The organism is Duganella vulcania (assembly GCF_009857655.1).
Classification (GTDB): domain Bacteria; phylum Pseudomonadota; class Gammaproteobacteria; order Burkholderiales; family Burkholderiaceae_D; genus Rugamonas; species Rugamonas vulcania.
This window is the reverse complement of record NZ_WWCX01000002.1, coordinates 191,792-218,571: the sequence shown is the minus strand read 5'-3', so window position 1 is coordinate 218,571 and position 26,780 is coordinate 191,792. Positions and strand designations below refer to the sequence as shown.

Here is a 26,780-nt window from a genome sequence, read left to right as displayed (position 1 = left end):
AGGACCGGAAAGATAGAACAATTGTAGCCAACACAGGATACATGTGGAAGATTTTCCGCTATACTTCCGGGTCTGGTCTTCGGATCAGTTTTTTTTGAAGTTCACGGTGGGCAGGGTTCAGACTCCGCGCACCGCATGTTAAAGGTAAATATCATGACCGTAGAAAACATCAACAAAGCCGCCATTATCGCGGACAACGCCCGTGGTCAAAAAGACACCGGCTCCCCAGAAGTTCAAGTTGCGCTGCTGACCGCACGCATCAACGAATTGAACGGCCACTTCAAGGCACACAGCAAGGATCACCACTCGCGTCGTGGTCTGATCATGATGGTTAACCGTCGTAAGAGCCTGCTGTCCTACCTGAAGGGCAAAGATGCTACCCGTTACCGCGATCTGATCGCTAAACTGGGTCTGCGTAAGTAATTTTTGCGTCATCCGGCTTAATCGAAATGCCTGCGCCAGTTTGCTGACGCGGGCATTTTGTCATTTTCGCCGGGAAAAACTTGCCAAGCAGAATAGCGTCTTGGCAGTGCGACATGGAATTCCTGGGTTTTAGCAGTTGCAGTAAAGACGGCATGCCGTCTGTGGTGAGGTGAACGACAGCCCCTGAAAATCTGTCGGCAAATAGAAAGGGATTACCCATGTTTAATAAAGTTACGAAAACCTTCCAGTACGGTCAACATACCGTGACGCTGGAAACTGGCGAGATCGCTCGCCAGGCATCCGGCGCGGTCATGGTATCGATTGAAGATACCGTGGTGCTGGCCACTGTCGTGGCGCGCAAAGACGCCAAGCCAGGCCAGGACTTCTTCCCGTTGACCGTCGACTACGTTGAGAAAACCTATGCTGCCGGTAAGATCCCGGGCGGTTTCTTCAAGCGTGAAGGTCGTCCTTCGGAAAAAGAAACACTGACATCCCGCCTGATCGACCGTCCGATCCGTCCTCTGTTCCCAGAAGGCTATCTGAACGAAGTGCAAGTGATCATTCACGTGCTGTCGGTCAACCCGGAAATCGATCCAGACATCGCCGCCATGATCGGCGCATCGGCCGCCCTGTGCGTGTCGGGCGTACCGTTCAACGGCCCGGTCGGCGCAGCGCGCGTCGGCTACGCCAACGGCCAGTACATCCTGAACCCTACCGTTGAACAACTGAAGACCTCGCAGATGGATCTGGTGGTCGCCGGTACCGAAACCGCCGTGCTGATGGTGGAATCGGAAGCGCAGCAGCTGTCCGAAGAAGTCATGCTGGGCGCCGTGGTGTTCGGCCACACCCAGATGAAAGCAGTCATCGACGCGATCCACGAGCTGGTGCGCGACGGCGGCAAGCCGGAAGTCGAATGGGTCCCGCCTGCGAAGAACGAAGCGCTGATCGGCCGCGTGGCGCATTTCGCCGCCGGCAAGATCAACGAAGCCTACCAGACCAAAGACAAGCAAGAGCGTACCGCCAAGCTCAAGGCCGCCACCAGCGAAGTGCTGGCCGACCTGGCCGCTGAAGCCGCCGCCGCTGGCGCCGCGCCAGTCGACGCAGCCGAAGTGAACAACATCCTGTTCGACATGGAAGCCAAGATCGTCCGCACCCAGATCCTGGACGGCGAGCCACGCATCGACGGCCGCGACACCCGCACCGTACGTCCGATCTCGATCCGCACCTCGGTGCTGCCACGCACCCACGGTTCGGCGCTGTTCACCCGCGGCGAAACGCAGGCGCTGGTGGTTGCTACCCTGGGCACCGCACGCGACAGCCAGAAGATCGACGCGCTGATGGGCGAGTTCACCGACTCCTTCATGCTGCACTACAACATGCCACCGTTCGCCACCGGCGAAACCGGCCGCGTGGGCACGCCTAAGCGCCGCGAAATCGGCCACGGCCGCCTGGCCAAGCGCGCACTGATCGCCGCGCTGCCAGCACCGGAAGAGTTCAGCTACTCCGTGCGCCTGGTGTCGGAAATCACCGAATCGAACGGTTCGTCGTCGATGGCTTCGGTCTGCGGCGGCTGCCTGGCGCTGATGGACGCTGGCGTTCCAATGAAAGAGCACGTCGCCGGTATCGCGATGGGCCTGATCAAGGAAGGCGGCAAGTTCGCCGTGCTGTCGGACATCCTGGGCGATGAAGATCACCTGGGCGACATGGACTTCAAGGTCGCTGGTACCCGCAACGGTATCACCGCGCTGCAGATGGACATCAAGATCATGGGCATCACCAAGGAAATCATGCAAGTGGCACTGGCGCAAGCCAAGGAAGGCCGCGAGCACATCCTGGGCGAAATGCAAAAAGCCATGCCGCACGTGAAGACCGAACTGTCGGACTTCGCACCGCGCCTGATCACCATCAAGATCAATCCTGAGAAGATCCGTGACGTGATCGGCAAGGGCGGCGCAGTCATCCGTGCGCTGACCGAAGAGACCGGCACCCAGATCGACATCAGCGACGAAGGCGTGGTCACCATCGCTTCCGTCGACGCAGCCGCCGGCCAGGAAGCCAAGCGCCGCATCGAAGAGCTGACCGCATCGGTCGAAGTGGGCAAGACCTACGACGGCGTTGTGCTGAAGCTGCTGGACTTCGGCGCGATCGTTCAGGTCATGCCAGGCAAGGATGGCCTGCTGCACATCTCGCAAATCGCCAACGAGCGCGTCAACGCCGTTGCCGACTACCTGAAAGAAGGCCAGGCAGTTCGCGTCAAGGTTCTGGAAACCGACGACCGCGGCCGCCTGAAACTGTCGATGAAAGCCGCTGCTGAAGAAGCCGCTGCCGCCGCCGCACAGTAAGTCGAGCTAGTTTGAAGAAAAGCCGCCGGAGCGCCCCGGCGGCTTTTTTTTGTCCCGAACTTTTAGAGGCGCCCCCGGTCTAACCGGATCATGGGCACTTTATACGACGACGACATCATTGCCTGGTCCGAACAGCAGGCGGCCTTGCTGCGCGCCGGCCGCTGGGAATTGCTGGATCACGACAACATCGCCGGGGAGATCGAGGATGTGGGCCATCGGGAAAAGAAGGAGTTGCGCAGCCGGCTGATTGTATTGCTCGCGCATCTGTTGAAGTGGCAATTCCAGGCATCGCATCGCGGTCCCAGTTGGGTGCAGACCATACGCACCCAGCGTGTGGCGATTGACGACGCTTTGGAGGACTGTCCCAGTTTGCAAACGCTGCTGGACGATACTCCATGGCTGGAAAAGACCTATCTCCGCTCCGTAAGGGATGCCCAAGCGCAGACGCAGCTGGATGTCTTTCCCGCCGAGCTGCCATGGCGGGTGGAACAAGTCCTGTCGCCCGATTTCTGGCCCGACTAAGCCGTCCGACAACGCCGACTCGCCTCGGCTATACTCTGCGCATTGCCAATTTCCCAACTGGAAAGCGCGGATGTCCCCCTTTAATCTGTTCCAGCGCGTCTCCAAGGCGCCCACCAATCCCAAGGCCGCGCCCAAGCCGCGCCAGTTCGATGTCGCCGACCTGTACCAGGGACCGGTCAAGCTCGGCGCTGGCGAGGATGCCCCGGCCCAGTCGCTGGACGAGAAGCTGCGCCAGGCGTATTTTTGGATCGTCAACAACGCCATCATCAGCCCGCACTACGACATCGAATACAACCACGGCCCGGCCCAGTCGTATACGGTCGGCGACAGCAAGCGTACGCTGAGCCTGCCCTCGGCGCAGAGCTACTCCAGCTTCGTGCTGCTGCCGCTGCTGACCTTTGCCACGCGCCGCAAATGCCTGTTCGTCGGCGGGCCCGGACGCGGCAAGACCGCCAGCGCCATTTTGATGGGCGTGCTGTCCGGCGCCACCGTCAAGGAGGTCAAGCGCGGCATGCAGCACGGCCATCCGCAGATGACCATCGCCGACCTGCTGGGCAATCCGCTGCCGGCCGACCTGGTCAACGCGCAAAGCATGGACGACATCCGCATCGCCTGGCGTTCGTGGCTGGGCATGCGCGTCAAGATCGTCGACGAATACAACCGCATCCCGACGCGCACCCAGAGCGCGCTGCTGACGCTGATGGGCGACAACTACGCCGAGGTGCTCAACCACGTTTACGAATGTCCCGAGTCCGCCTGGTACCTGACCGCCAACGACGACCAGGGCGGCGGCACCTACGAGGTGATCGAGGCGCTGCGCGACCGCATCGACGTGATCGTGCAGGCGCTGTCGTTCAACCCGCGCTTCCTCGGCGACCTGCTGGTGCGCATCGAGGAAAACCTCAAGCCCGAGGAGCTGGTGCCGCCGGAGATCATCTTCACGCCGGAGCAGGTCGACCGCATCGGCGTCGAGGTGCGCGAGATCCTGGTGCCGGAACCGGTGCGGCGCCGGCTGGAGTTTTTCACCAGCCAGTTCGAGCTGCTGGAGACGGCCGGCGGCCAGTTCGAATACATGACCAAGGACACCGCGCGCCTGTCCGGCTTCGACTGGAGCCAGGTGGTGGCCGCCGATAGTGGACGCGACCGCCTGAAGGACCTGGGCTGCCAGACCCTCAACGGCATCTCGGTGCGCAACCTGATGACGCTGCTGATCTACGCCAAAGCGCTGGCCTACTTCCGCGGCAACGTGGAAGTCGAGCTGGACGATGTACGCCAGGTGCTGCCCTTTGTCCTGCACGACAAACTGCAGCCGGACCTGGACGCGCCGTTCTTCGGTCTGCCGGAAAATGCCCCCTACCGCACCGACCGCCTAAGCTGGCTGCGCCGCCTGTTCGACCTCTCCAACGCCGACTACGACCGGCTGGACCTGGACCGCAGCGATCCGGTGGGCGACTTCGCCGCCGAATTCGCCAAGGGACTGGATGGGCTGACCGAACGCGAAGCGCTGGCGCGCCTGACCAAGATCGAGCGGCTGGTGGCCGAGCAGCTCAAGGGCCGCAAGCTGTACGGCCATCTGTACGACGACCTGCTCAAGCTCAAGTACCTGCATCAGCGCTACACCAACTACCTGAGCTGGGTGCGGTCGCAATAACATGATTTCTTCCGCCTTTGCTCAAGTGCTGGCCTCGGGCCGCCCGGAGTTCAACCGGCGCGCGGCCGAGGCGCGCCGCCGCTATCCCAACTTCGACGCTACCGCCTTCGCCGGACTGCTGGAAAATTGCGTCGACGGCCTGGTCCAGCTGGCGCTTGAGCGCGCGCCCGACCGCGCCGGTGGCGTGACGATGGCGGTCTACGATGTCGCGCTGGAGCTGGTCGGGCAAGGGCAGGGCGGCCCGCTGGCGGTGCAGGTCTGGCGAGAACTGGCGCCCTGTTATCCGGCGCTGTTGCTGGCGCAGCCGGCGCGGCTGCTCGGCATGCTGACCAACGCCGCGCTGCACCTGGAGCGCAGCGGCGCCGCGCGCCCCGCGCAATGGCTGGCATTGATGGCGGCGCTGGCGCCGCAGGTCGGCGACTGGCAGCAACTGGTCGTGGTCGGGCAGGTCTGCGCGTGGCGGGCCGGCATGGCGCACTTCCGCGCCGGCGCGATCGAGGCCGCCGATGCTTTGCCCGAAGCGCTGGCGCTGGCCGCTTTCGGCGCCAGCCAGGGCAGCTGGAATGCGCTGCGCACCGTGCTGCTGGCCGATCCCTGGTGGACGGCGGATGAAGCCGAACGGCAGCACGCGCAGCAAGGGCGCGAGTTCGGCAGCTTCAGCGGCTTCGGCGGCGCCTTCGCGATGCCGCCGCAAGTGCGTCCGGCCGCCGATGGCTTCTGGGTGCGCAGCGGCGATCGCTACAACCTGCTGGTGGCCGATGCCTGCGGCGCCGTGCTGCACGGCGCCACCCCCGACGAGTACGAGCAGTTGCAGGCGCCCGCCGCACGTGGCGCATGCAGCTTGTCCGGCCAGCGGCTGACGATAGGCCAGCGCCAGATCGAGCTGACCTTGCCGGCGCAAGGCCTCGCGGTAACGGCCAACCAGCACACGGCCGCCGTCACGTCGGCGTACAGTCACGCGATCCTGCTGGTGCCGCTGCGATGACGGCCGCACTCATCGAGCGATGGCAAGCTGCCTGGCCGCAGGCGCTGGAAGCGTGGAGCCGCTTCACGCGCCTGCGCGACGCCCGGCTGTGCGCTAGCACCGTGGAAGCGGCGAGGGAAGGCCTGAGCGGCAGCTTCGCGATGATACGGCTGATGGACCAGAGCGTGGTGGTGGACATGCAGGCCGTGCGGGAACTGGGCCTGGACGACTACGCGGTCGAGATCCTGGCGCACGAGATCGGCCATCATGTGCTGGCCCCGGCCAGCGCCACCGACCAGTTCCGGCTCCTGGCCCGCATCCGCCGCGCCCTGCCGACGCTGGAGAAGCACGCCGCCATGGTGGCCAACCTGTACACCGACCTGTATATCAACGACCGCCTGCAACGGCAAGCCGGCTTGCGCATGGCCGACATCTACCGCATCCTGGAGGCGGGCCGCCCGCCCTCCGAACCGGCATCGCGCAGCAAGGTGTGGCTGCTCTACATGCGTATCTACGAGAATCTGTGGCAGCTGCACAAGGGCGCGCTGGGCGGCGCAGGCGCCGACGAAGCGATGGACACCGACGCCTGGCTGGGCGCGCGCCTGATCCGCGTCTACGCCAAGGACTGGATGGACGGCGCGGGCAAGTTCTCCACGCTGCTGCTGCCTTACCTGGTCGACAGCCAGAAGCAGGAGGACGAATTCCGCCGCATGTTCGACACGCGCGACGCCGCCGAAGGCTGCGAGCCGTCAGGCGGCCAGCAGATCGAAGCGGGTGAAATGGAGGCGGCCGTGCATCCCGTGCATGACAGCCGCATCTCCGGCCTTGACGGCGTTGTCGAACAACCGCAGGACGCTGCGGCCACCAGCCAGGGCGGCCAGGCGCGCGAGCCCTACGAGTACGGCGAGATCCTCAAGGCCGCCGGCATCAAGTTGAGCGACGAGGAAATCGCGGTGCGCTACTATCGCGAGCGGGCCTTGCCGCACCTGATCTCCTTCCCGAAGACGCCGGCCCCACAGTCCGACCAGCTGCAGCTGGAAGGGCTGGAGCCGTGGCAGATCGGAGACCCGCTCGACCAGATCGACTGGCTGCAAAGCGTGATCCAGAGCCCGCGCCCGATCCCCGGCGTCACCACCGTGCAGCGCGCATACGGGCGCGAGCCCGCGCCGCTGCGCAAGCCCGAGCTCATCGACCTTGATCTCTATGTCGACAGTTCGGGATCGATGCCCAATCCGCGCGTGCAGACCTCCTACCTGACGCTGGCCGGCGCCATCATCGCCTTGTCCGCGCTGCGCGCAGGCTCCAGCGTCCAGGTCACGCTATGGAGCGGCAAGGACGATGTGATGACCACCAAGGGCTTTGTGCGCGACGACAGCAGCGTGCTAAAGGTGCTGACGGGATTCTTTGGCGGCGCGACCTGCTTTCCGATTCCGCATCTGCGGCACACCTACGAGCGCCCGAGGCCACGCCGCACCCACATCCTGCATATCTCCGACGACGGCATCACCACCATGTTCGAGAAGGACGAGCGGGGCAACAGCGGCTGGGACGTGGCCGCGCACGCGCTGGCGGTGGGCGACGCCGGTGGCACCATGGCGCTGAACCTGCCCACCGGCTGGGAGCACTCCGGCGATAACGACTGGCGCCGCGACGCCTACAAAGTACTGCGCCAGGCGAAGGAGCGCCAGCAATGGGAGATCCACGCGATCGCGCAGTTCGAGGACTTGGTAGAATTCGCGAGGGCCTTCAGCCGCAGGCACTACGCGCCCAAGTCCCCGCAGCAGAAAAAGAAAGCATGATGGAACAACCCGGTCCCGCCCTTGAAACGCTGACGCATCGTCTGTCCGACACGCCGGCCGAATTTCTCGACGAGCCGCGCATCGGCATCGCCGGCACGGTGCATGTGGCCGCGCTGGTCAACGACCTGCTGCACATGCAGGGCCAGCGTGCGCCTGCTGCTGCGCTGGAGCGCTTTGTTGGCGCGGACGCGAAGCGCGACCGCAACCGGTTGGCGCTGGTGATGATCGCTGTCTGGCTGCTGGCCGATGATTGGTTCCTGTCCGCGCGCCCGGCGCAGCAGCAGGTGCTGGCGCTGCTTGACGGCGTCCTCGGCGAGCTGGCGCAGGCGACTGCGGCGCATCGCTTCGTCCACGACCCGGAGCGGCGCGAAGAGCTGGTGCGCGTGGCTTTGGCGCGGTTGGGCTACCGGCCCGCCGGTGAAACGGAGGCGCAGGCGACGGATCGCTTGTCGGGCATCAGCGGCATGGAACGCAAGCGCCTGCTCGAAGCGAGCCGCGCGGCCGAGCGGCGCGCCGCCGAGATCCGCGAGGCCCTGGCGCGCAAGGCCGCCGAGGAGTCGGCCGACAAATGGTCGCGCGAATGAGCGAATCGACGCCATTGCCGGAACAGGAGGTACGCTTCCCCACGTTGACGCCGGAGGGCAGGCGCATGCTGGATTTCCTGTACGAGCATCCGGCGGCGCCGTTCTATCGCAACCAGAGCGGCAACAAGCTGCTGGCGCATGAGGTGGAACAGGTGCGCCAGTTCGAGGCGGGGATCGCGCAGGCCACGGTCGGCTGGTCTGCGGGCGGCAAGCCAGAATGGCTGGACGGCTTTATCCGCACCACGTTCGATACGGTGCCGTACTACCGCCAGCTTGGATCGCCGCCCCGGACCTTCGAAAACCTGCCGACGCAGAGCCGCGCCGACTTCGCCGCCGACATAACCCCCTTCGTGCCGGACACCGCCGACATCGGCCGCATGATCAACTTCCGCACCACCGGCACGACCGGACATCCCTTGCTGATCGCATCGCATCCGGTGGTCGCGGCGCGCTACCTGGCGTTTCACAAGCGTGCCTTGAAGCGGTTCGGTGTCGAACTGCGGCACGGCAGCGGGCAGGTGGGCGTGGTGCTGCTCGGCCACCAGCAGCGCTGCTTCACCTATGTGTCGGTGACGCCGACGATGGGCGAGTCGGGACTGGCCAAGATCAATTTGTACCCGGACGAATGGCGCCATCCCGACGACCGCGCGCGCTATCTGGATGCGCTGTCGCCGGAAGTCGTCGCGGGCGATCCGATTTCGTTTGCCGCGCTGCTCGAACTGCCGGTGGCGATGAAGCCGCGCGCGTTGTTGTCTGTGTCGATGCTCTTGCTGCCGGCCCTGCGCGCGCGCCTGGAGCAGCGCTTTGTCTGCCCGGTGCTGGATATCTACTCGCTCAACGAAGTCGGCCCGGTGGCGGTGTTCGACGCGGACGCGGGCGGCCATGTGCTGCTGCAGCCGCAGCTCTACGTCGAGATCCTGGACCCGGAGGGCAGGCCGGTCGCACCTGGCCAGCGCGGCGAGATCACGCTGACGGGTGGCTTCAATTTCTGCCTGCCGCTGGTGCGCTACCGGACCGGCGACCATGCGTCCCTGTCGTTTCATGCCGATGCGCCGGTGCTGGTCGGACTGTCTGGCCGTTCGCCGGTGCGCTATCTCGCATCCGGCAGGTGGATCAACAACATCGACGTGACGCACGCCTTGAAGCACCTGCCGATACCGCACTTCTGCGTGCACCAGCGCGCGGATGGCGTCGTGGTGCTGCGGCTGGCGCAGGCCATGGGTGCGTTGGGCACGGAAGCGCGCGCCGCGCTGGAGCTCCTGTTCGGCGCCGGCAACGTGCTGCTGGAGGTGCTGACCGCCGACGACAAAACCGTTCAATACACTTCCGCGCTGGATGGCGCCAACGCATGAAGCAATTCAGCACCGGCCTGGTGGTCGGCAAATTCAGTCCGCTGCACCTGGGCCATGAGCTGCTGATCCGGCGTGCCATGGAGGCGTGCGATACCACCTTCATCATCAGCTATTCGCTGCCGGAGCTGCCAGGCTGCGAAGCGCACAAACGCGAGCAGTGGCTGCGCGCGCGGTTCCCCGATGCGATGGTGTTGGTGATCGATGCCGGCCTGCCGCACAACGACGACGATGAATTGATACACCGCCGTTTCTGCGCCAACCTGTGCCTGGACAAGCTGGGGACGACGGTGGAAGCGGTCTTCACCAGCGAGGACTACGGTGATGGCTTTGCCGAGGAGCTGGGCCGCTGCTTCAGCGCGCGCACCGGGCGGCGGATGACGGTGCGGCATGTGATGGTGGACCAGGCGCGGGGCATCGTGCCGGTGTCCGGCACCTTGGTGCGCAGCGATCCGCATGCGCATCGCCATTTTCTGTCCGATGCGGTGTACGCCAGCTTCGTCGAGAAAGTGTGCCTGCTCGGCGGTGAATCCAGCGGCAAGACCACCTTGGCGGCCGCCCTGGCCGAACGGCTTGAAACAGCCTGGGTGCCGGAATACGGCCGCGAACTGTGGGAAGCCCAGGACGGCGTGCTTCGCTACGAGGACATGTCCCATATCGGCAGCGTTCAACTGCAGCGCGAGGCGAAAGCACGTCCGCAGGCCCGGCGCTTCCTGGTTTGCGATACATCGCCGCTCACCACGCTGTTTTATTCGCGCGAGATGTTCGGCCGCGCCGATCCCGCGCTGGAGGAGATGGCTGAAGCGCGGTACGACCACATCTTCCTGTGCGCGCCGGACTTCGACTTCATCCAGGACGGTACCCGCCGCGACGCGGACTTCCGCCAGCAGCAGCACCGCTGGTATCAGGACGAACTGTCCCGCCGCAATCTCTCCTGCCATTTGCTGAGCGGCCCGCTGGAGCGGCGCGTGGCCGACGCCGTCGCCCATCTGTCATCGGCCGATCATTTCCCGCCCTGAGCGACACGCCACACCCTGTCGAAGGCAATAATTAAAAAGGATGCGCCAACTTTCATGAAGCTGTTCCTCAAGCGGGATATACCGTGGATTGGGGTGGTTGCCGACAAGAGCCTCGCGCTCGCGGTCGCAAGCAGGAACGATCCCAAGGCGCCGCCTCTGGAAAAACTGCTCCCTGACTCCAATCCTCAAGAATATATTGATTGGGTAGCCCGGGACAAGGCGCCTATCGAAGAGACCTTCGAGAACGTGCGCATCGATACCGATGGCGATGTTGCCCAGGTCTGGTTCGACTACAACTTCTACAATTCGGGCTGTAAGGAAGCCTTGGGTAAAGAAGCCTGGCAGTTGGTCAATACCAGGGATGGCTGGAAAATCAGCTCGGTGATATTTTCCGTCGAATCCCCTCCGCGCGCGGCGCACTGCGCCAAACCCTGACTGAGGCTGGTCCGGTCCCCATCGCCAATCTGACATGAACTTTTCTGCCTGCCGATGGTCTCATCGTAAGAGGAGGGCGTATCGATGACAACGGCATATGAAGACGACGTGGCGGCATGGGCGCTGGAGCAAGTGGCGTTGCTGCGCGCCGGGCAATGGGGCTTGCTGGATATCGACCACATCGCCGAAGAAATCGAGGACATGAATATCAGCCACCGCCATCAACTGGCGCACCGGCTGGCGATATTGATGGCTCATCTGTTGAAGTGGAAGTACCAATCGGACCGGCGCGGCGCCAGCTGGAAGAACACCATCCGCAACCAGCGCGACAAGATCGGCAAGCTGCTGAAGCAGATGCCCAGCTTGCGCCGTTTGCTGGAAGATCCCGAATGGGATCAGGAAGTTTGGGACGATGCGGTCGATCTTGCCGGCCGCGAAGCCAACTTGACCGGTCTGCCCAAAGCCCGGGAATGGGACTTCGGGCAGATATTGTCGGCCGATTATTTCCCGTCGTAGGTGACGCGGTACACTCGGCCGCCGTAGTCGTCCGACACGATCATCGACCCGTCCGGCAGCGTGGCCACATCCACCGGGCGGCCGACCACTTCCTCGCCACGCAGGAAGCCGTCGATGAAGGCGGTGTCGGTGACGACCTTGCTGTTGTACAGCGTGATCAGGCGCACGCTGTAGCCACTCTTGGTCGTGCGGTTCCACGAGCCGTGCTCGGCGATGTAGACGTTGTTGCGATACGCCTCGGGGAACTGCTTACCGGTGTAGAAGGTCAAGCCCAGCGGCGCCACGTGCGGCCCCAGCTTGGCGACCGGCGGCTCGAACTCCTCGCAGCTGCGGCCCTTGGCGAAGGCCGGGTCCGGCACCACGCCGCCGTGGCAGTAGGGAAAGCCGAAATGCATGCCCGCCTTGGGCGCTACGTTCAGTTCGCACGACGGCGTGTTGTCGCCCATCTCGTCGCGGCCGTTATCGGTGAACCACAGCACCTTGGTGACTGGATGGAAAGCAAAGCCCACCGTGTTGCGCACGCCGCGCGCGTATTCCTCCAGCTGGCTGCCGTCGGCGTTCATGCGGTAGATTTTCGCGCTTCTGGTGTCCTCGACGTCGCACACATTGCACGGCGCGCCGACCGGGATGTACAGCTTGCCGTCCGGCCCGGCCTTGATCACCTTCTCGCCATGCCATTTGTCGTTGGGCAGGCTGACCTTGACCACTTCGTACGACGGCTTCTGCGCATAGCGCTTGTCGATATTGTCGAAGCGGATCACGCGGCTGATCTCGCCCACGTACAGCGCGCCGTTGAGCAGCGTCACGCCGATCGGGTTTTCCAATCCTTCGGCCACGGTGACGACATCGGCCGTCTGCTTGTCGGCGCGCGGCACCAGCGCGTACACCTTGCCGGCCTTGCGCGAGCCGACATAGACGATGCCGCTGTCCGATACCACCATGCTGCGCGCGGCGGCGACCTGGTTGGCGTAGACGCTGATGTGGAAGCCCTTGGGCAGCTTGAACCCGCTCAAGTCGGGCACATCGCGCTGCGCCTTGGCCTCGGGCGTCAGCGCCACGGCCGGCTTGGCCGCGCCGGCGCCATTGGCGGCGATCAGGTCGGCGAGCAGTGCGATCTGGCTGGCGCTCAGGGCAGTGGACCATCTGGGCATCTGCTTGTCAGGCACTCCCTCGCCGATAACCTTGATGAGGTTGGCCTTGGTCGGCGCGCCATGCCGCCAGGCGTGATCGCCCAGCGACGGGCCGAAGCCGCCTTCCATCTTGACGCCATGGCAGACGGCGCAATTGGCCTGGTAGATTTTTTCGGCGGCGGCCAGATCAGGTTCGGCTGCCTGGGCGGCCAGCGAGGCGATGGCCGCGACGGATGCCGCGATGGCGGCGCGCAGGGTAGATGGTTTCATGGACGGTTCCATTCGGTGGCGAACCGACATTGTGCCAGTCTCTACCGTGCACTACAATGCGGTAGCCATTTCACCCGTCTACGCTCTCATACATGATCAAAACCTGTCTGTCGCTTGTACTGTGCGGCCTGGCCGCCACTGCGCATGCCCAAAACTCCGACGACGACTGGAATAAGCCGGTCGAACCATTCCAGATCCATGGCAACACCTACTACGTGGGCGTGAGCAGCCTCAGTGTCGTGCTGGTGACGTCGCCGCAAGGGCACATCCTGCTCGACGGCGGCTATCCCGATTCGCCGCAGCGCATCGCAGCCAGCGTCCGCAAGCTGGGCTTCCGCATGCAAGACATCAAGCTGATACTAAGCTCGCACGATCACTTCGACCACGCGGGCGGCATCGCCGAACTGCAGCGCATGACCGGTGCGACGGTGGTGGCCAGTCCGCCGACGGCAGCAGGCCTGAAGCGCGGCAGCATGGCGAAGGATGATCCTCAGTTCGTCGGCAGCACGCCGTTCGCCAAGGTGAGCAAGGTGCGCACGGTGCGCGATGGAGAAACCATCAAGGTCGGGCCGCTGGCGGTGACCGCCATGTTCACGCCCGGCCACACCGAGGGCGGTACCAGCTGGACGTGGCGCTCGTGCGAACAAGACCGTTGCGCCAGCATCGTCTACGCGGACAGCATCAATGCGATTTCCAGCGATGGCTACAAGTTCACCGAGCACCCGGAGGTGGTGAAGCAGTTCGCACAAAGCTACGCGGCGCTGGAACGGGCCTCGTGCGACATCATCATCGCCGTGCACCCGGAATTCTCCGGCATGTGGGAGAAGCGCAAAAGCGGCAAGCCAGACGCCTTCCTGGACGGCGGCGAAGGCTGCAAGGCCTACGTCAAGGTGGCGCGCGACAAGCTCAATCTGCGTCTGGCGTCGGAGGCGGGCAAATGATCGTGGACTTCGATGTGGCTTACGACGGCCATGTGCTGAAGGGCGACCAATACGTCGGCGCCGACAGCAATCGCTTACTGTACCTGCACGGCGCTGGCGCCAGCACCCGCCGCGGCCACCATCTGTTGCGCGGCGCGCTGCAGCAGCGCGGCATCGGCAGCACCTGTTTCGACTGCATCGGCCACGGCGACACCGGCGGCGCGCTGGCGCAATCGTCGGTGGCCAGCCGCACGCGCCAGGCGCAGGCGGTGGTTGCGGCGCGCGGCGTGCCGGAGCCGCTGGCGATCGTCGGCGCCAGCATGGGCGCCTACAACGCGGTGCGCATGACGCAGAGCCATCGTGTCGATGCGCTGGTGCTGATCGTCCCTGGCGTATACACGCCGTCGGCTTATGAAGTGCCGTTCGGCCCCGAATTCTCGGCCGTGATAAGGCGTGAGCGCAGCTGGTCCGACAGCGACGCCTGGAATATCCTGTCGCGCTTCGAGGGCCGCCTGCTGGTGATCGCCGCCGAACACGATGCCACGATTCCGTTGGAGATCCCGGAACGCCTGGTCGTCGCAGCGACGCGCGCGCAATCGAGCCGGCTGCACGTCGTGCAGGGCGCCGAACACAATCGCCTCTGGTCGTTGCTGGAAGAAGACCCGGTCGCCTTCGCCGCCGCCGTCGATATGGTCGCGGAGACGCTTAAGTAAGATCAATCCGCTGGTTGCGATGCCGTTCTATTGTCGAGGGAACTCATTTGTAAAACGTTCCCGGATAGGATACCGTGACCATGATACGTTCCTTCGCCAGCACGAATCAGGAGAACGATATGAGCGCATATCTTCAGGAAATCCATCCGGGCGAGATACTGCGGGAAGAATTTATGAAGCCCGTAGGCTTGTCGGAGGCAGAGCTGGTTGCCGTGCTTGATGTGCCGAGTGCAGACATTATCGCGCTGATCGCCGAGACGGGACCGGTAACGCAGAATCTTGCCCGGGCGTTGGCTGCTCATTTCAAAGTCAGCGTTCAGTTCTGGCTGAATCTTCAGGCCGCGTACGATGCGGGCATGAAAGAAAATGGCGGAAGGCAGTAGGAGTCGAACCTACAGGGGAGCGTCTGACGCCCCCCACCGGGTTTGAAGCCCGGCCCCATCACCGGATGAGTATGCCTTCCGTGGAACTACTCGCCACTGTACGACCACGCCGCGTTCGGCCGTATCAGGTGGATGTTGCCCACGCGCCGAGTATAGCCGACGCGATCGAAGAACTCCAATATCTGTATGGCCCGCTTTCGACCCAATCCGGTCGCGTCGCGGAACGCCGACGCCTGCACTTCGGGCAACGCCGCCACCAGCGCCGCCAGCTCGGCCAGCCGCTTGGGATGGTAGAACAGGTCCGGCACCACCTGGCTGATCTCACCGGTCTTCGATAGCTTGAGCAGCAGGCGGCGCACCTCCGCCTCTAGCATGCCATGATCGCGCGACAGGTCGCGTACCCACGGCGGATCGAACGCACCCTCCAGCAGGGCGGCCAGCAGCGGCGAGGCCTGCGCCTGTTCCTTCTCGCTTAGTTCGACGCTGTGGCCGGGCAGGTGCAGGCTGCGGCCACGCTGCTTCACCTGGCCGGCGCCGGTCAGCGTTTCGACCAGGCGGCTCCACAACCGGTCCTCCATCTCCGGCGCGACGATGCGCTTGAGGCGCCACAGTTCAGGGCCGGCATCGTCCGGTGCGCGCGCGTGGAAGTCGGCCAGACCGCCGAGGATGCGCGCCTCCAGCGCCTGCACCTCGCCGGCCGCAAGCAGCAGCGCATCGCCACCTTGCAGCGGCACTTCAATGGTGTCCACCGGCAGCGCGATCCGGTCGGCCGGCAGCTGCGACAGCCGCATCAACGCCGACCTGCGCAAGCCGAGAGGGCTGCGCGCCAGTAGCGAGGCGACATCGCCGCTGGAGACGAAATCGGCCAACGCCTGCAGCCACGCCATGCGCACCGCGCTGCGCCGCTTGCGCACCGGGCCGAAAGGATCGAGCACCATGCCGCCGCCGATGGTGACCGTGGCCTGCGCATTGCGGATCACGAAGCGGTCGCCCGGTACGGCGTGCACCGGAGCGTCGAGCACCAGCTGCACGCGGCCGGTCTGGCCGGGCGCCAGCAAATCGCAGTCCAGCATCACGACGTTGGCCGTGTGGTGTGCTGCGCCCAGGTGCACGTGCAGCGGCGACCATGACTTGAGCGTCTGGCCGCAATCGGGCATCAGCGTCAGTTCGACGTCGATGCGGCTGGAGCATTCGCCGAGCGCGGGAGCGACCACCCAGGTGCCGCGTTCCACTTCCTCCTTCGCCACGCCGTGCAGGTTGAGCGCCAGCCGCTGGCCGGCGTGGCCGGAGTCCGCGCTGCGGTTCTGCGCGTGGATGCCGCGCACGCGCGCCTGCTGTCCGCCCGGCGCCAGTTGCAGCACCTCGCCGACGCGGACGCTGCCCGCGAGCGCGGTGCCGGTGACGATGGTGCCCTGGCCGGACAAGGTAAACACGCGGTCGACGCCAAGCCGGAACAGGCGCCGTTCATCGCTGGCCGGCAGCGATGCAGCCATCCTGGCCAGGTGCCGCAGCAAGGCCTGTACGCCGTCGTCGTCGGGCGCGCTGGCATTGGTGCGGAAGATCTGCGCTTCGGCGAAGTCGGTTGGCGCCAGCAGGGCGCGGATATCCTGCTCCACCTGCTCGATGCGTGGCGCATCGACACGGTCTATCTTGGTCAGCGCCACCGCGCCGCGCCGCACGCCCAGCAGGCGCAGGATGGCCAGGTGCTCCAGCGTCTGGGGCATGATGCCGTCGTCGGCGGCGATCACCAGCAGTGCGGCGTCGATGCCGGTCACGCCCGCCGCCATGGTGCGGATGAATTTTTCGTGGCCCGGCACGTCGATGACGCCGAGGATGTCGCCATTGTCCAGCGGGGCATAGGCGTAACCGAGTTCGATCGATATGCCGCGCGCCTTCTCTTCCTTCAGCCGGTCCGTATCGACCCCGGTGAGCGCGCGCGTGAGCGTAGTCTTGCCGTGGTCGATGTGACCTGCCGTGCCGACGATCATACGGCCAGCTGCGCCAGTTGGTCGGTGAAGCGCTGGCGCTGGTGGTCGTCCAGGCAGCGCAGGTCCAGCCACAGCGCATCCTGCGCCACGCGGCCGATCACCGGCAGCGGCAGGGCGCGCAGGCGCTGTTCCAGTATTCCCAGCGCGTTGCTGATACGTCCCGCGGCGGCGGCGCGTATCACCAGGCCGTGGCTGGGCAGCTGGTCGACGGGCAGGGCGCCGCTGCCGATCTGGCTCATCATCGGTTCCGAGCGCACTTCGTACGCGGCGCCCAGTGCCGCCTGCAATGGCGGCAACAGCGCCTGCGCCAGTTCGCGCATGTGTGCGGCGGGACGGGTCAGCAGCTTGAGTGTGGTCAGGCGTTCGGGCAGCAGGTCCGGCGCGCGGTACAGGGCGAGCACCGGTTCCAGCGCGGCCAGCGTCAGTTTGCCGACGCGCAGCGCGCGCTTGAGGGGATTCTTCTTGATCTGCGCGATCAGGTCGGCGCGGCCGACGATGATGCCGCACTGCGGCCCGCCCAGCAGCTTGTCGCCGCTGAAGGTGACCAGGTCCGCGCCGCCGGCGATGGTTTCGCGCACCGTGGTTTCGTGCGGCAGGCCGTATTGTTCCAGGTCGACCAGCGTGCCGCTGCCCAGGTCCACCGCCAGCGGAATGCCGTGCCGCTTCGACAGCGGCGCCAGCTCCGGCAGCTCGACGCTCTTGGTGAAGCCGGTGATGGCGTAATTGCTGCAATGGACCTTCATCATCAGCGCGGTCTGCGGGCCGGCTGCTTCGGCGTAGTCCTTCAGGTGCGTGCGGTTGGTACTGCCCACTTCGCGCAGCACGGCGCCGGCGCGGGTCATGATGTCCGGGATGCGGAAGGCGCCGCCGATTTCCACCAGCTCCCCGCGCGAGACAATGACCTCCTTGCCCTGCGCGATGGTGTTCAACATCAGCAGCACGGCGGCGGCGTTGTTGTTGACGATGGTGGCCGCTTCGGCGCCGGTCAGTTCCAGCAGCAGGTCTTCGATCAGGTTGTCGCGGTCGCCGCGCTTGCCGGTGTCGATGTCCCATTCAAGGTTCATCGGCCAGCGCAGCGCTTCGGCGACGGCTTGCACCGCGCTGTCGGGCAGCAGGGCGCGGCCAAGGTTGGTGTGCAGGACGGTGCCGGTCAGGTTGAACACGGGCCGCAGCGGCGAGCGGTTGGTGTCGCGCAGGCGCGTGGCCAGCATCGCCAGCACGGCGGGGATGCCGGTATTGCCGGTGGGCGGCATGCCGTCGCGGCGGCTGGCCAGCATCATGCCGCGCAGCTCGGCCAGCAGCATGCGGGCCGCCTCCAGCGTTTGCACGCGGCCGTATTCGGCGATCAGCGGTTCGCAGGCGGCGTCCGACAGGATCAGGTGGACGGCGGGCAGGTGGATGGCCCCCGCCGCTGCCGGCGCGCCGGCGGGCGATGCGGCGTCCTGGCACTGGCCGGCGCTGGCCTTGATGTCCGTCTTGCCGCTCATTCGGCGTTGAACCACAACAGGGGATTGCCGCTGGCGCGGGCATAGCCAGCCTCGCCGACCAGCAGGTCCAGCGCCAGGCTGGCCAGGTCGTCGGCCAGTGGTTCGACGTTGTAGTCATGCTCCTGGTTGAAGATCTTGCGGTAGGTGCGGCAGTCGTCGCAGGTTTCGGCGCGCGCCACCTTGCTCGGGTCATTTGCCTTGTTTGGGATTCCAGGCGCGGCATCGTCGGCCGGCTCGATGCTTTGGTAGGCGATGCGCGCGGTATGTTCACAGCACGAGCATTTGACCCGCACCATATGCCACTCGCTGGCGCAGCAGCTGCATTGCAGGTAGCGGTAGCCTTGCGATTGTCCGCCGATGCGTATCACGCTGGCCACCGGATGCGCGCCGCACACGGGGCACAGCGTATTGGTCACCAGCGGCGCCACGCGCTGCGCATCCAGCTGGCCGGCACGCATGGTCCACATGATTTGCAGCGCGGCGGCGATGAAGGGCGCGTGCAGCGGATTGACGCTGTCGGTCAGCTCCGAGAGCACCGCGTCGGCGCAGCCTTCCAGTTCCGCGCTATCGAGCCCGCGCAGTTCGGCCAGCACGGAGGCGATCTGCGGCTGGCCGTCCGCCAGCGGATCGAGCTGGTCGAGCAGGGCGCTGAACACGGAACGCCATGACGGCGGCCGCGCGCCGCTGACCGGCAGCGGCGGCATATTGTGTTCGAGCGAGATGTCAATGTCGGCGGCGTCGGGCAGGGCGAAGGCGTCCGAGGGGAAGTTCCGCACCACGGCGGCTTGCGCGTCGACCAGCGCGGCCATCAGCAGCAGGTAGCCGCGCAGCGTTTCGCCGACGGGGATGCCTTTGATTTCATTTTTGGCAAGCTGGCGCAGGCGGGCGGCGCGCGCGGCGAACAGGCTGCGCGGTTGCGGCAGCAGCAGGCGTGGAATGGCGTTGTGATCGAGTGCTTCGATCTCGCCGGGGGCAAGCAGGCGTTGTACCAAGATGTCTCCCAGAGTGCCGGCGGCGACGGAGCCGCCGACTCTCCGGCTATTCTAATCCTAAACTGCCGGGTCAATCACGTGATTTGCGCGCTACTTCCTCAAACCAGCGCTGGTGATGCTTCCGCGCCCACCCGTAGGTAACGGTGCCGCGCACCATGGCGCCTATCGAACCCTTCACCCACAGGCCGGCATAGACGTGTATCACGATCACGCAAATGATCACGAACGCGCAGAAAGCGTGCAGCAGCGCGGCGAAGCGGACGACGTCAATGGGGAAGTAGAACGCGAAGTAGGCACGCCAGATCACCACGCCCGACAGCAGAAGGCAGCACATGCAGACGATCAGCACGAAGAACAACAGCTTCTGACCCGCGTTGTAGCGGCCAACCTTGGGCACCTTGTCCTCGCGCTTGTGAATCACGTCGCCGATTTGATCCAACCACTGTTTATCGCCCGGCTCGAACTGGTTGTGATGCCAGAAGCGCACCACCAGCAGCGCGAACGAGACGAACATCACCAGTCCGATGAACGGATGCAGGATGCGCGTCCACTGGCCGCCGCCCAGGAACACGGCCAGCCACGCGGTCGCCGGATGGAACATCGCCAGCCCGGATACCGCCAGCAGCACGAAGCAGATGGCGGTGATCCAGTGGTTGCTGCGTTCATTCGGCGTATAGCGCTCGATCAGCGGATTGCCGTCCTTGTCGCGATCAGGTGTGCTCATTTTTCGCTCTCCCGGATACGGTTGGCTTCATGCAGCGCCTCGGCTTCCTCGTCCTTGCTCACCTCATTCGGCCCGACGCGCGAGTAGTGGAACCAGCCCGCCAGCGCCGTGACCGCGATGCCGGCCAGCGCCAGGGGCTTGGTCAGGCCCTTCCACAGTCCGACCATGGGGCTGATGCTCGGATTGGCCTTCAAGCCGTGATAAAGGCCCGGCTGGTCCGCGTGGTGCAGCACATACATCACGTGCGTGCCGCCCACGCCGGCCGGATCGTACAAGCCGGCGTTGGCGTAGCCGCGCGACTTCAGGTCCTCGATGCGCTCCGCCGCATGGTCCTTCATGTCCTCCTTGGTGCCGAAGACGATGGCGCCGGTGGGACAGGTCTTGACGCAGGCCGGTTCCTGGCCCACCGCCACGCGGTCCGAGCACAGCGTGCACTTGTAGGCGCGGTCGTCCTTCTTGGAGATGCGCGGCACATCGAACGGGCAACCGGCCACGCAGTAGCCGCAGCCGATGCAGTTCTCCTGGTGGAAGTCGACGATGCCGTTGGTGTACTGGACGATGGCGCCGGGCGAGGGGCAGGCCTTCAGGCAGCCCGGGTCCTCGCAGTGCATGCAGCCGTCTTTGCGTATCAGCCATTCGAGGTTGCCGTCGTTGGTCTCGTGTTCCGAGAAGCGCATCACGGTCCACGATTGCGGCGACAGGTCGATCGGATTGTCGTACACGCCCGTGGTCTCGCCGACGTCATCGCGCAGGTCGTTCCACTCCATGCAGGCGGTCTGGCAGGCCTTGCAGCCTATGCACTTCGACACGTCGATCAACTTGGCGACGGTGCCGGTGACGGGCGTGCGCGCCACCGGTTCCTGCACCGTGGTGGCCGACATGCGCTTGATATCAAGGGATTGTAGTGCCATGGTCATTCTCCTCGGGCCGTCATGCTTTTTCCACTTTCACCAGGAAGGACTTGAATTCCGGTGTCTGTGAATTGCCGTCACCAACCGTCGGCGTGAGGGTGTTGATCAGGTAGCCCGGTTTGGTGACTCCCTTGAACCCGAAGTGGATCGGCAGTCCGACCTGGTGGGTCTTCTTGCCGTCGATGATGAGCGCCTTGATACGCTTGGTCACCACGGCCTTGGCCACGATGTGTCCGCGCTTGGAGCTGACCTTGACGCGGTCCCCGTGCGCCACGCCGATCTCCTTGCCCAGGTCTTCGCCGATTTCGACAAATTGCTCCGGCTGGATAATGGCGTTCAGGCGCGCGTGCTTGGTCCAGTAGTGGAAATGCTCCGTCAGGCGGTAGCTGGTCGCCACGTGCGGGAACTCGGCGGCCTTGCCCAACTTGGCCCGGTCGTTCGGGAACATGCGGCCGACCGGATTGCTGGTGGCGCGCGCATTCGCCGGATGCAGCGGGTTGTGGCCGACCGGCGTTTCGAACGGCTCGTAGTGCTCGGGGAAGGGCCCCTCGGCCATGGCGTCACGCGAGAAGAAGCGCGCCACGCCTTCGGCCAGCATGATGAATGGTCCCATGCCGTTTTCCGGCGGCTCGTCCGCCTTGAAGTCGGGGATGTCGGCGCCGGCCCAGTTGGTGCCGTTCCATCCCACCAGCTTGCGCGTGGGGTCCCACGGCTTGCCCTTGGTGTCGCAGGAAGCGCGGTTGTAAAGGATGCGTCGGTTGGCCGGCCAGGCCCAGGCCCAGTTCAGCGTCTGGCCGATGCCGGTCGGGTCGGAGTTGTCGCGCCGCCCCATCTGGTTGCCGGCCGAGGTCCAGCAGCCGGCAAAGATCCAGCAGCCGCAAGCCGTGCTGCCGTCGTCGCGCAATTGCGCGAAGCCTGCCACCTGCTCGTTCTTCTTCAGGATGACCTTCGTCGGGTCCTTGGGATCGGTGAGCTCCTTCAACGCCTTGCCGTTGTACTCCATCGCCAGTTCTTCCGGCGTTGGGCTGAACGGCTTGGCGTAAGGCCAGGTGAGGTTGACGATAGGGTCGGGGAATTTTCCGCCGTCGGTCTGGTACATCTTTTTGATGCGCAGGAAGATGCCGGACATGATCTCCAGATCGCTCCTGGTCTGCCCCGGACCGTCGGCCCCTTGCCAGTGCCATTGCAGCACGCGCGAGGAGCTCACCAGCGAGCCGCGTTCCTCGGCGAAGCAGGTGGTCGGCAGGCGGAACACCTCGGTCTGAATCTTGGTCGGATCGACCTGGTGGAACTCGCCGAAGGGGCGCCAGAACTCCGCAGTCTCCACCGCGAGAGGGTCCATCACCACCAGGTACTTCAGCTTGGATAAGGCTTCCGTGATCTTCTGCTTGTCCGGCGCCGAGGCCAGGATGTTGAAGCCCTGGCAGATGTAGCCGTTCATTTTCCCCTGATGCATAAGCTCGAAGGCCTGCATCATGTCGTAGGGCTTGTCCAGCTTGGGCAGGTAGTCGAAGGCGTAGTTGTTCTCCTCCGTGGCGGCGTCGCCCCACCAGCACTTCATGAAGCTGACCAGGAACTTCTTCGCGTTGCTGTAGTAGCTGAGCTGATTCGGACGAAGAGGCTTCAGCGCGCGCTTGGCGGCGTAGGCCTCGAAATCCTGCTCCGCCTCGCCGGGCAGCGACAGGTAGCCGGGCAGCATATTGGTCAGCAGTCCCAGGTCCGTCAGGCCCTGGATGTTGGAGTGGCCGCGCAGTGCGTTCATGCCGCCGCCGGCGATGCCGATGTTCCCCAGCAGGAGCTGCACCATGGCGCCGGTGCGCAGCGTTTCCGCGCCGGTGGAGTGCTGCGTCCAGCCCAGCGCATACAGGATCGTGGCGGCGCGGCCCGGAACGGCGGTCGATGCCAGCATCTCGGCGACCTTGTGGAACTTCTCGGGCGGTACGCCGCAGGCTTTCTCCACCATCTCCGGCGTGTAGCGCGCGTAGTGCTTCTTCATCAGCTGATAGACGCAGCGCGGGTGCTCGAGCGTGGCGTCGATCTTGGCGAAGCCGTCGTCGCCCATCTCGTAGTTCCAGCTGCTCTTGTCCGTGTACTTGCCCGCCTTTTCGTCCCAGCCCGAATACAGGCCGTCGTTGAAGGCGAAGTCCTCGCGGACGATGAAGGGCATGTCCGTGTAATTGCGGACGTACTCGTGCTGGATCTTGTCGTTCGTGAGCAGGTAGTTGATGATCCCGCCCAGGAAAACGATGTCCGCGCCGGTGCGGGTAGGGACGTAGTAGTCCGCCACCGAAGCGGTACGGGTAAAGCGCGGGTCGACCACGATCAGCTTCGCGCCGCGATGCGCCTTCGCTTCCGTGACCCATTTGAATCCGCAGGGGTGTGCTTCCGCTGCGTTACCGCCCATGACCAGGATGACATCAGCGTTCTTGATGTCCACCCAGTGATTCGTCATCGCACCACGTCCAAATGTCGAGGCAAGACCTGCCACCGTCGGACCGTGTCATACGCGCGCTTGATTATCGAATGCCAGCATGCCCAGACTGCGCATGGTTTTATGGGTCAGATAACCTACTTCATTGGTCGCCGCCGACGCGCACAGCATGCCGGTGGTGGTCCAGCGGTTGACGGTCTTTCCGTCCGCCGTCTTGTCGATGAAATTGGCGTCGCGATCGGCCTTCATCAACTTGGCGATGCGGGTCAGCGCGTCATCCCAGGAGATTTTGCTCCACTCGGTCGCGCCGGGTGCGCGGTACTCGGGCACCAGCAGGCGGTTTTCGGAGTGGATGAAATCGACGAGGCTCGCGCCCTTCGGGCATAGCGTGCCGCGGTTGACCGGGTGGTCGGCGTCGCCCTCGATGTGGATGATGCTGGCCTTGGCGTTCTTGGCGCCGTCGCCCAAGCCGTACATGAGGATCCCGCATCCTACGGAGCAGTAGGGGCAGGTGTTGCGGGTTTCGGTACTGCGCGCCAGCTTGTACTGCCGGACTTCGGCCAAGGCCGATGCCGGCGCAAAGCCGAGAAGCGCGATGCTCGAACCCGCGATGGTCGCGCCAGTCACCCGAAGGAACTGACGCCTGGTCATCTGGTTCATGGGGTAAGCCTCTCATGATATGAAAAGACCTACCAAGTCTATCACTATAAAAATGGAAGCCCCGTAACAAAATGAATCAGATGTTGTGTTTTCGGCAGTGGATGGCGGGGCAGCACCGTTTTGCCGCATCCCGCGCACGGTCCGGCGCATTCGGCTCGACCGGCGCGCCGCCTGCGCTTATCGTGACTTTTTATTCACATTGGAGTCCCTATGCACAAGCTGCCGTCCTTTGTTTTTGCCCTCATCATCGCCGCCTGGTGCGCCGCGCCCGCGCGCGCGGCCGACACCGCACATGACGCCGACGTGGCGGCCATCCGTCAAGTCGTCCAGCAATTCCAGTCCGCCATCGTCGCCCATGACGGGAAAACCCTGGGTGGCCTGTTCCTGCCGGACCACGACAGCTGGCTATCGGTACTCGACACCCCAACCTGGAAATCGATCAAGGCGAACAACCCGGCGGCGCCCAAGGTGGTGCGCTCAAGCTGGAAAAAGTTCGCGGACTACATCCAGACTTCCACCGGGCCGGTCGAAGAGCGCTTCTACGATGTACGCATCGAAACGAATGGCGCCGTGGCCTCGGTCTACTTCAACTTTGATTTTCTCGACGACGGCAAGGTCACCAACCGTGGAAGCGAAAGCTGGCAGATGGTGCAGACCGGGGATGGCTGGAAGATTAGCTCGATGCTTTACTCGATCGGCGACTGACACGCTAGAATCGGTGGTTTTCTTTATTCCGGATACCCAGCTTGAAAGAACCCGCACCACGATTCGTCGCCGTCCTTGCCGCCCTGCCGGTTGCCGCCTCCATGGCGATCCTCGGGCTGCCGGAGCTTGGGCATGGTTACGCCGCCGCCTTCCGCGGGTTGTACTTCGTCGCTTGCATGGCGTGGATCGCGCCATTGGCGTGGCTGCAGCGCCTCTTGTGGCGCCGCGAGAGCGGGTTGCTAGCCACAGCGCTGATCTTGCTGGCGGCAAGCTACGCGATGTCGGTGGCGAACGCGCTGGCGGGGCAGCGCCTTGCGATCGCGCTCGGGCTGGTGGCCGGATACCGCTGGTCCGACCTGGTACAGGGGCTGGATGGTTGCTGGCTGGCGCTGATCGCGTTCTGCGCTGTGCATGCGGTGGCGGTCTACTACCTGTCGCTGCAGCGCACCCGGTTACGCCTCGCGCAGGCTCTCGCGCACGCGCGGGACGCCGAGCTGCGCGCATTGCGACTGCAGGTGAATCCGCACTTCCTCTTTAATACGCTGAATGCGATATCGGGCCTTGTCGCCGCCGGCGACAATCGCGAGGCCAATCGCATGATCAGCCGCGTGGCGGATTTTTTGCGCGCCACCCTCGTGCATGACGGCCGCCATGAACACGCGCTGGCCGAGGAGCTGGCACTGATGGAGGCCTACCTCGGCATCGAACAGGCAAGGCTCGGCGAGCGCCTGCGGGTGACGATGACTGCGGGCCCCGACGTCCTTGGCGCGGCGGTCCCGTACTTGCTGCTGCAGCCGCTGGTCGAGAATGCGATCCGTCACGGTATCGCCCCGCTGGCCGCGCCGGGCCGGCTCGATATCCGCGTCGAGCGTGCTGGCGCCAGCCTGGCGGTCGAACTGCTCAATGATGGACATCGGCCCACATCGGCCGCGACTAGCGGCGCAGGTATCGGCCTTGCCAATGTGGCCGAGCGGCTGCGCCACCTGTACGGCGGGGAGCACCGGTTGGACGCCAACTGGCGCAGTGAGCGCAGCTTCCACGTGCGTCTGACGCTGCCGCTGCGGACTATGGCGGCATGATGCCGGTCCCGATCACCGTCGCGATCATCGACGACGAGCCGCTGGCGCGGCTCGCGCTCAAGACACGGCTGGCGCACAGGTCCGGTTTCGAGCTGGTAGCGGAATATGGAGACGGCGATACCGCCGTCCAGGGGCTGGCCGCGCTGCGACCGGACCTCGTCTTCATGGATGTTGAAATGCCAGGCCGCAGCGGCCTTGAAGCGTTGCGCGCGCTGCCTGTGGACAGCCGGCCCATGGTGATCCTGGTCACGGCGTACGACAGCTTCGCCTTGCAGGCATTCGACCTGGCGGCATTGGACTATCTGCTCAAGCCAGTCGATGACGATCGTTTCGACGAGGCCTTGGATCGCGCAAAAAGGGCCTTCCCCTGGCACAGGAAGAAGGAAGAAGTCCATTTGCCGGCGCCTGCACCCTGGACGCACACGTTCACGATACGAACGGGGACGCGCACGGTACTCGTGCGGGCCATCGATGTCGAGCGCATCGAGGCGGACGGCGACTATGCGACGCTGCACGCGGGCGGCAAGACGCACCTGGTGCGGGAACCCCTGCATCTGCTGGCCATGCAGCTCGATCCGCTGCGGTTTCAACGCGTGCATCGTTCGGCGATAGTTCGCATCGACATGGTCGAAGAACTGCGGGCGTTGACCAATCGCGACGCCTTGCTGCGCCTGCGCGACGGCAGCCTGTTGCGCGCAAGCCGCACCTACATGCCGGCGCTGCTGGAGGCGCTTGATCGCCACAAAAGCCATGACATCAGCCAAAGCCGATGCGGTTGATCCT

General features: G+C 64.7%; 24 protein-coding genes and 1 tRNA gene. 17 read left to right on the top strand and 8 right to left on the bottom strand.

The genetic code is table 11. The annotated features are described in order from the left end of the window. Positions 1-153 precede the first annotated feature (153 nt). The 11 genes from rpsO to GTP90_RS03950 all read left to right on the top strand — a co-directional run bounded on the left by rpsO (position 154) and on the right by GTP90_RS03950 (position 11,604). Positions 154-423: a 30S ribosomal protein S15 gene (gene rpsO / locus GTP90_RS04000; RefSeq protein ID WP_008450438.1), complete on the top strand. Its 270-nt coding sequence runs from the start codon at positions 154-156 to the stop codon at positions 421-423. Between the two features lie 218 nt (positions 424-641). Further along, a complete protein-coding gene (gene pnp, locus GTP90_RS03995; RefSeq protein WP_161082268.1) occupies positions 642-2,765 on the top strand; it encodes a polyribonucleotide nucleotidyltransferase in 2,124 nt (707 codons plus the stop codon). 90 nt (positions 2,766-2,855) lie between these two features. Continuing rightward, entirely contained in the window at positions 2,856-3,287 is a 432-nt protein-coding gene (locus GTP90_RS03990) for a DUF29 domain-containing protein (RefSeq protein ID WP_161082267.1), read from the top strand. 70 nt (positions 3,288-3,357) lie between these two features. Then, positions 3,358-4,938: an AAA family ATPase gene (locus tag GTP90_RS03985; RefSeq protein ID WP_161082266.1), complete on the top strand. Its 1,581-nt coding sequence runs from the start codon at positions 3,358-3,360 to the stop codon at positions 4,936-4,938. A gap of 1 nt (position 4,939) precedes the next feature. Continuing rightward, complete coding sequence (locus GTP90_RS03980) at positions 4,940-5,923, top strand: hypothetical protein (RefSeq protein ID WP_161082265.1); 984 nt, start codon at positions 4,940-4,942, stop codon at positions 5,921-5,923. After that, on the top strand, positions 5,920-7,701 hold the full coding sequence (locus GTP90_RS03975; protein WP_161082264.1) for a vWA domain-containing protein: 1,782 nt from the start codon (positions 5,920-5,922) through the stop codon (positions 7,699-7,701). Before GTP90_RS03980 ends, GTP90_RS03975 begins: the two co-directional genes overlap by 4 nt. Then, positions 7,698-8,285 carry a hypothetical protein gene (locus GTP90_RS03970; RefSeq protein ID WP_161082263.1) on the top strand — a complete coding sequence of 196 codons (588 nt, stop codon included), beginning with the start codon at positions 7,698-7,700 and terminating at the stop codon, positions 8,283-8,285. The genes GTP90_RS03975 and GTP90_RS03970 overlap by 4 nt, the downstream gene beginning before the upstream one ends. Next, the gene (locus tag GTP90_RS03965) at positions 8,282-9,637 is read left to right on the top strand and encodes an AMP-binding protein (protein WP_161082364.1); all 1,356 of its coding nucleotides are present in this window, start codon (positions 8,282-8,284) and stop codon (positions 9,635-9,637) included. Before GTP90_RS03970 ends, GTP90_RS03965 begins: the two co-directional genes overlap by 4 nt. Beyond that, positions 9,634-10,653 (top strand): AAA family ATPase, encoded by a 1,020-nt coding sequence (locus GTP90_RS03960; protein ID WP_161082262.1) that lies wholly within the window; start codon positions 9,634-9,636, stop codon positions 10,651-10,653. Before GTP90_RS03965 ends, GTP90_RS03960 begins: the two co-directional genes overlap by 4 nt. 54 nt (positions 10,654-10,707) lie before the next feature. Continuing rightward, positions 10,708-11,088 (top strand): nuclear transport factor 2 family protein, encoded by a 381-nt coding sequence (locus GTP90_RS03955; RefSeq protein ID WP_161082261.1) that lies wholly within the window; start codon positions 10,708-10,710, stop codon positions 11,086-11,088. An 84-nt stretch (positions 11,089-11,172) separates the two neighbouring features. Beyond that, positions 11,173-11,604 (top strand): DUF29 domain-containing protein, encoded by a 432-nt coding sequence (locus tag GTP90_RS03950; protein WP_161082260.1) that lies wholly within the window; start codon positions 11,173-11,175, stop codon positions 11,602-11,604. Here GTP90_RS03950 and GTP90_RS03945 read toward each other — a convergent pair. Next, positions 11,589-13,004, bottom strand: a complete 1,416-nt coding sequence (locus GTP90_RS03945) for a PQQ-dependent sugar dehydrogenase (RefSeq protein WP_161082259.1) — start codon at positions 13,002-13,004, stop codon at positions 11,589-11,591. The two genes, GTP90_RS03950 and GTP90_RS03945, sit on opposite strands and share 16 nt — an antisense overlap. A 92-nt stretch (positions 13,005-13,096) precedes the next feature. Between GTP90_RS03945 and bla the strand changes: the two genes are divergently transcribed. The 3 genes from bla to GTP90_RS03930 all read left to right on the top strand — a co-directional run bounded on the left by bla (position 13,097) and on the right by GTP90_RS03930 (position 15,020). After that, the gene (gene bla, locus GTP90_RS03940; protein WP_161082258.1) at positions 13,097-13,945 is read left to right on the top strand and encodes a subclass B3 metallo-beta-lactamase; all 849 of its coding nucleotides are present in this window, start codon (positions 13,097-13,099) and stop codon (positions 13,943-13,945) included. Then, positions 13,942-14,637 carry an alpha/beta fold hydrolase gene (locus tag GTP90_RS03935; protein ID WP_161082257.1) on the top strand — a complete coding sequence of 232 codons (696 nt, stop codon included), beginning with the start codon at positions 13,942-13,944 and terminating at the stop codon, positions 14,635-14,637. Before bla ends, GTP90_RS03935 begins: the two co-directional genes overlap by 4 nt. 119 nt (positions 14,638-14,756) lie before the next feature. Continuing rightward, positions 14,757-15,020, top strand: a complete 264-nt coding sequence (locus GTP90_RS03930) for a HigA family addiction module antitoxin (protein ID WP_161082256.1) — start codon at positions 14,757-14,759, stop codon at positions 15,018-15,020. Here the strand turns inward: GTP90_RS03930 and GTP90_RS03925 are convergent. The 7 genes from GTP90_RS03925 to fdnG form a co-directional block, all read right to left on the bottom strand. After that, a tRNA-Sec gene (locus GTP90_RS03925) sits at positions 15,005-15,100 on the bottom strand. The two genes, GTP90_RS03930 and GTP90_RS03925, sit on opposite strands and share 16 nt — an antisense overlap. A 6-nt stretch (positions 15,101-15,106) precedes the next feature. Then, entirely contained in the window at positions 15,107-17,008 is a 1,902-nt protein-coding gene (selB, locus tag GTP90_RS03920; protein WP_161082255.1) for a selenocysteine-specific translation elongation factor, read from the bottom strand. Continuing rightward, on the bottom strand, positions 17,005-18,495 hold the full coding sequence (gene selA, locus GTP90_RS03915; protein ID WP_254451718.1) for an L-seryl-tRNA(Sec) selenium transferase: 1,491 nt from the start codon (positions 18,493-18,495) through the stop codon (positions 17,005-17,007). The genes selB and selA overlap by 4 nt, the downstream gene beginning before the upstream one ends. After that, complete coding sequence (fdhE, locus tag GTP90_RS03910; RefSeq protein ID WP_161082254.1) at positions 18,492-19,487, bottom strand: formate dehydrogenase accessory protein FdhE; 996 nt, start codon at positions 19,485-19,487, stop codon at positions 18,492-18,494. The genes selA and fdhE overlap by 4 nt, the downstream gene beginning before the upstream one ends. 70 nt (positions 19,488-19,557) lie before the next feature. Then, complete coding sequence (locus GTP90_RS03905) at positions 19,558-20,211, bottom strand: formate dehydrogenase subunit gamma (RefSeq protein WP_161082253.1); 654 nt, start codon at positions 20,209-20,211, stop codon at positions 19,558-19,560. Continuing rightward, on the bottom strand, positions 20,208-21,122 hold the full coding sequence (gene fdxH, locus GTP90_RS03900) for a formate dehydrogenase subunit beta (RefSeq protein WP_161082252.1): 915 nt from the start codon (positions 21,120-21,122) through the stop codon (positions 20,208-20,210). The genes GTP90_RS03905 and fdxH overlap by 4 nt, the downstream gene beginning before the upstream one ends. A 19-nt stretch (positions 21,123-21,141) precedes the next feature. Further along, entirely contained in the window at positions 21,142-24,213 is a 3,072-nt protein-coding gene (gene fdnG / locus GTP90_RS03895; protein ID WP_161082251.1) for a formate dehydrogenase-N subunit alpha, read from the bottom strand. Positions 24,214-24,423: 210 nt separating this feature from the next. Between fdnG and GTP90_RS03890 the strand changes: the two genes are divergently transcribed. The 3 genes from GTP90_RS03890 to GTP90_RS03880 are packed head-to-tail and all read left to right on the top strand — an operon-like array spanning position 24,424 to position 26,776. Continuing rightward, positions 24,424-24,918, top strand: coding sequence for a nuclear transport factor 2 family protein (locus GTP90_RS03890; RefSeq protein ID WP_161082250.1), 495 nt, complete (start codon positions 24,424-24,426; stop codon positions 24,916-24,918). A gap of 41 nt (positions 24,919-24,959) precedes the next feature. After that, positions 24,960-25,997, top strand: a complete 1,038-nt coding sequence (locus GTP90_RS03885; RefSeq protein WP_254451717.1) for a sensor histidine kinase — start codon at positions 24,960-24,962, stop codon at positions 25,995-25,997. Then, entirely contained in the window at positions 25,994-26,776 is a 783-nt protein-coding gene (locus GTP90_RS03880) for a LytR/AlgR family response regulator transcription factor (protein WP_161082249.1), read from the top strand. Before GTP90_RS03885 ends, GTP90_RS03880 begins: the two co-directional genes overlap by 4 nt. The last annotated feature ends 4 nt before the right edge of the window (positions 26,777-26,780 follow it).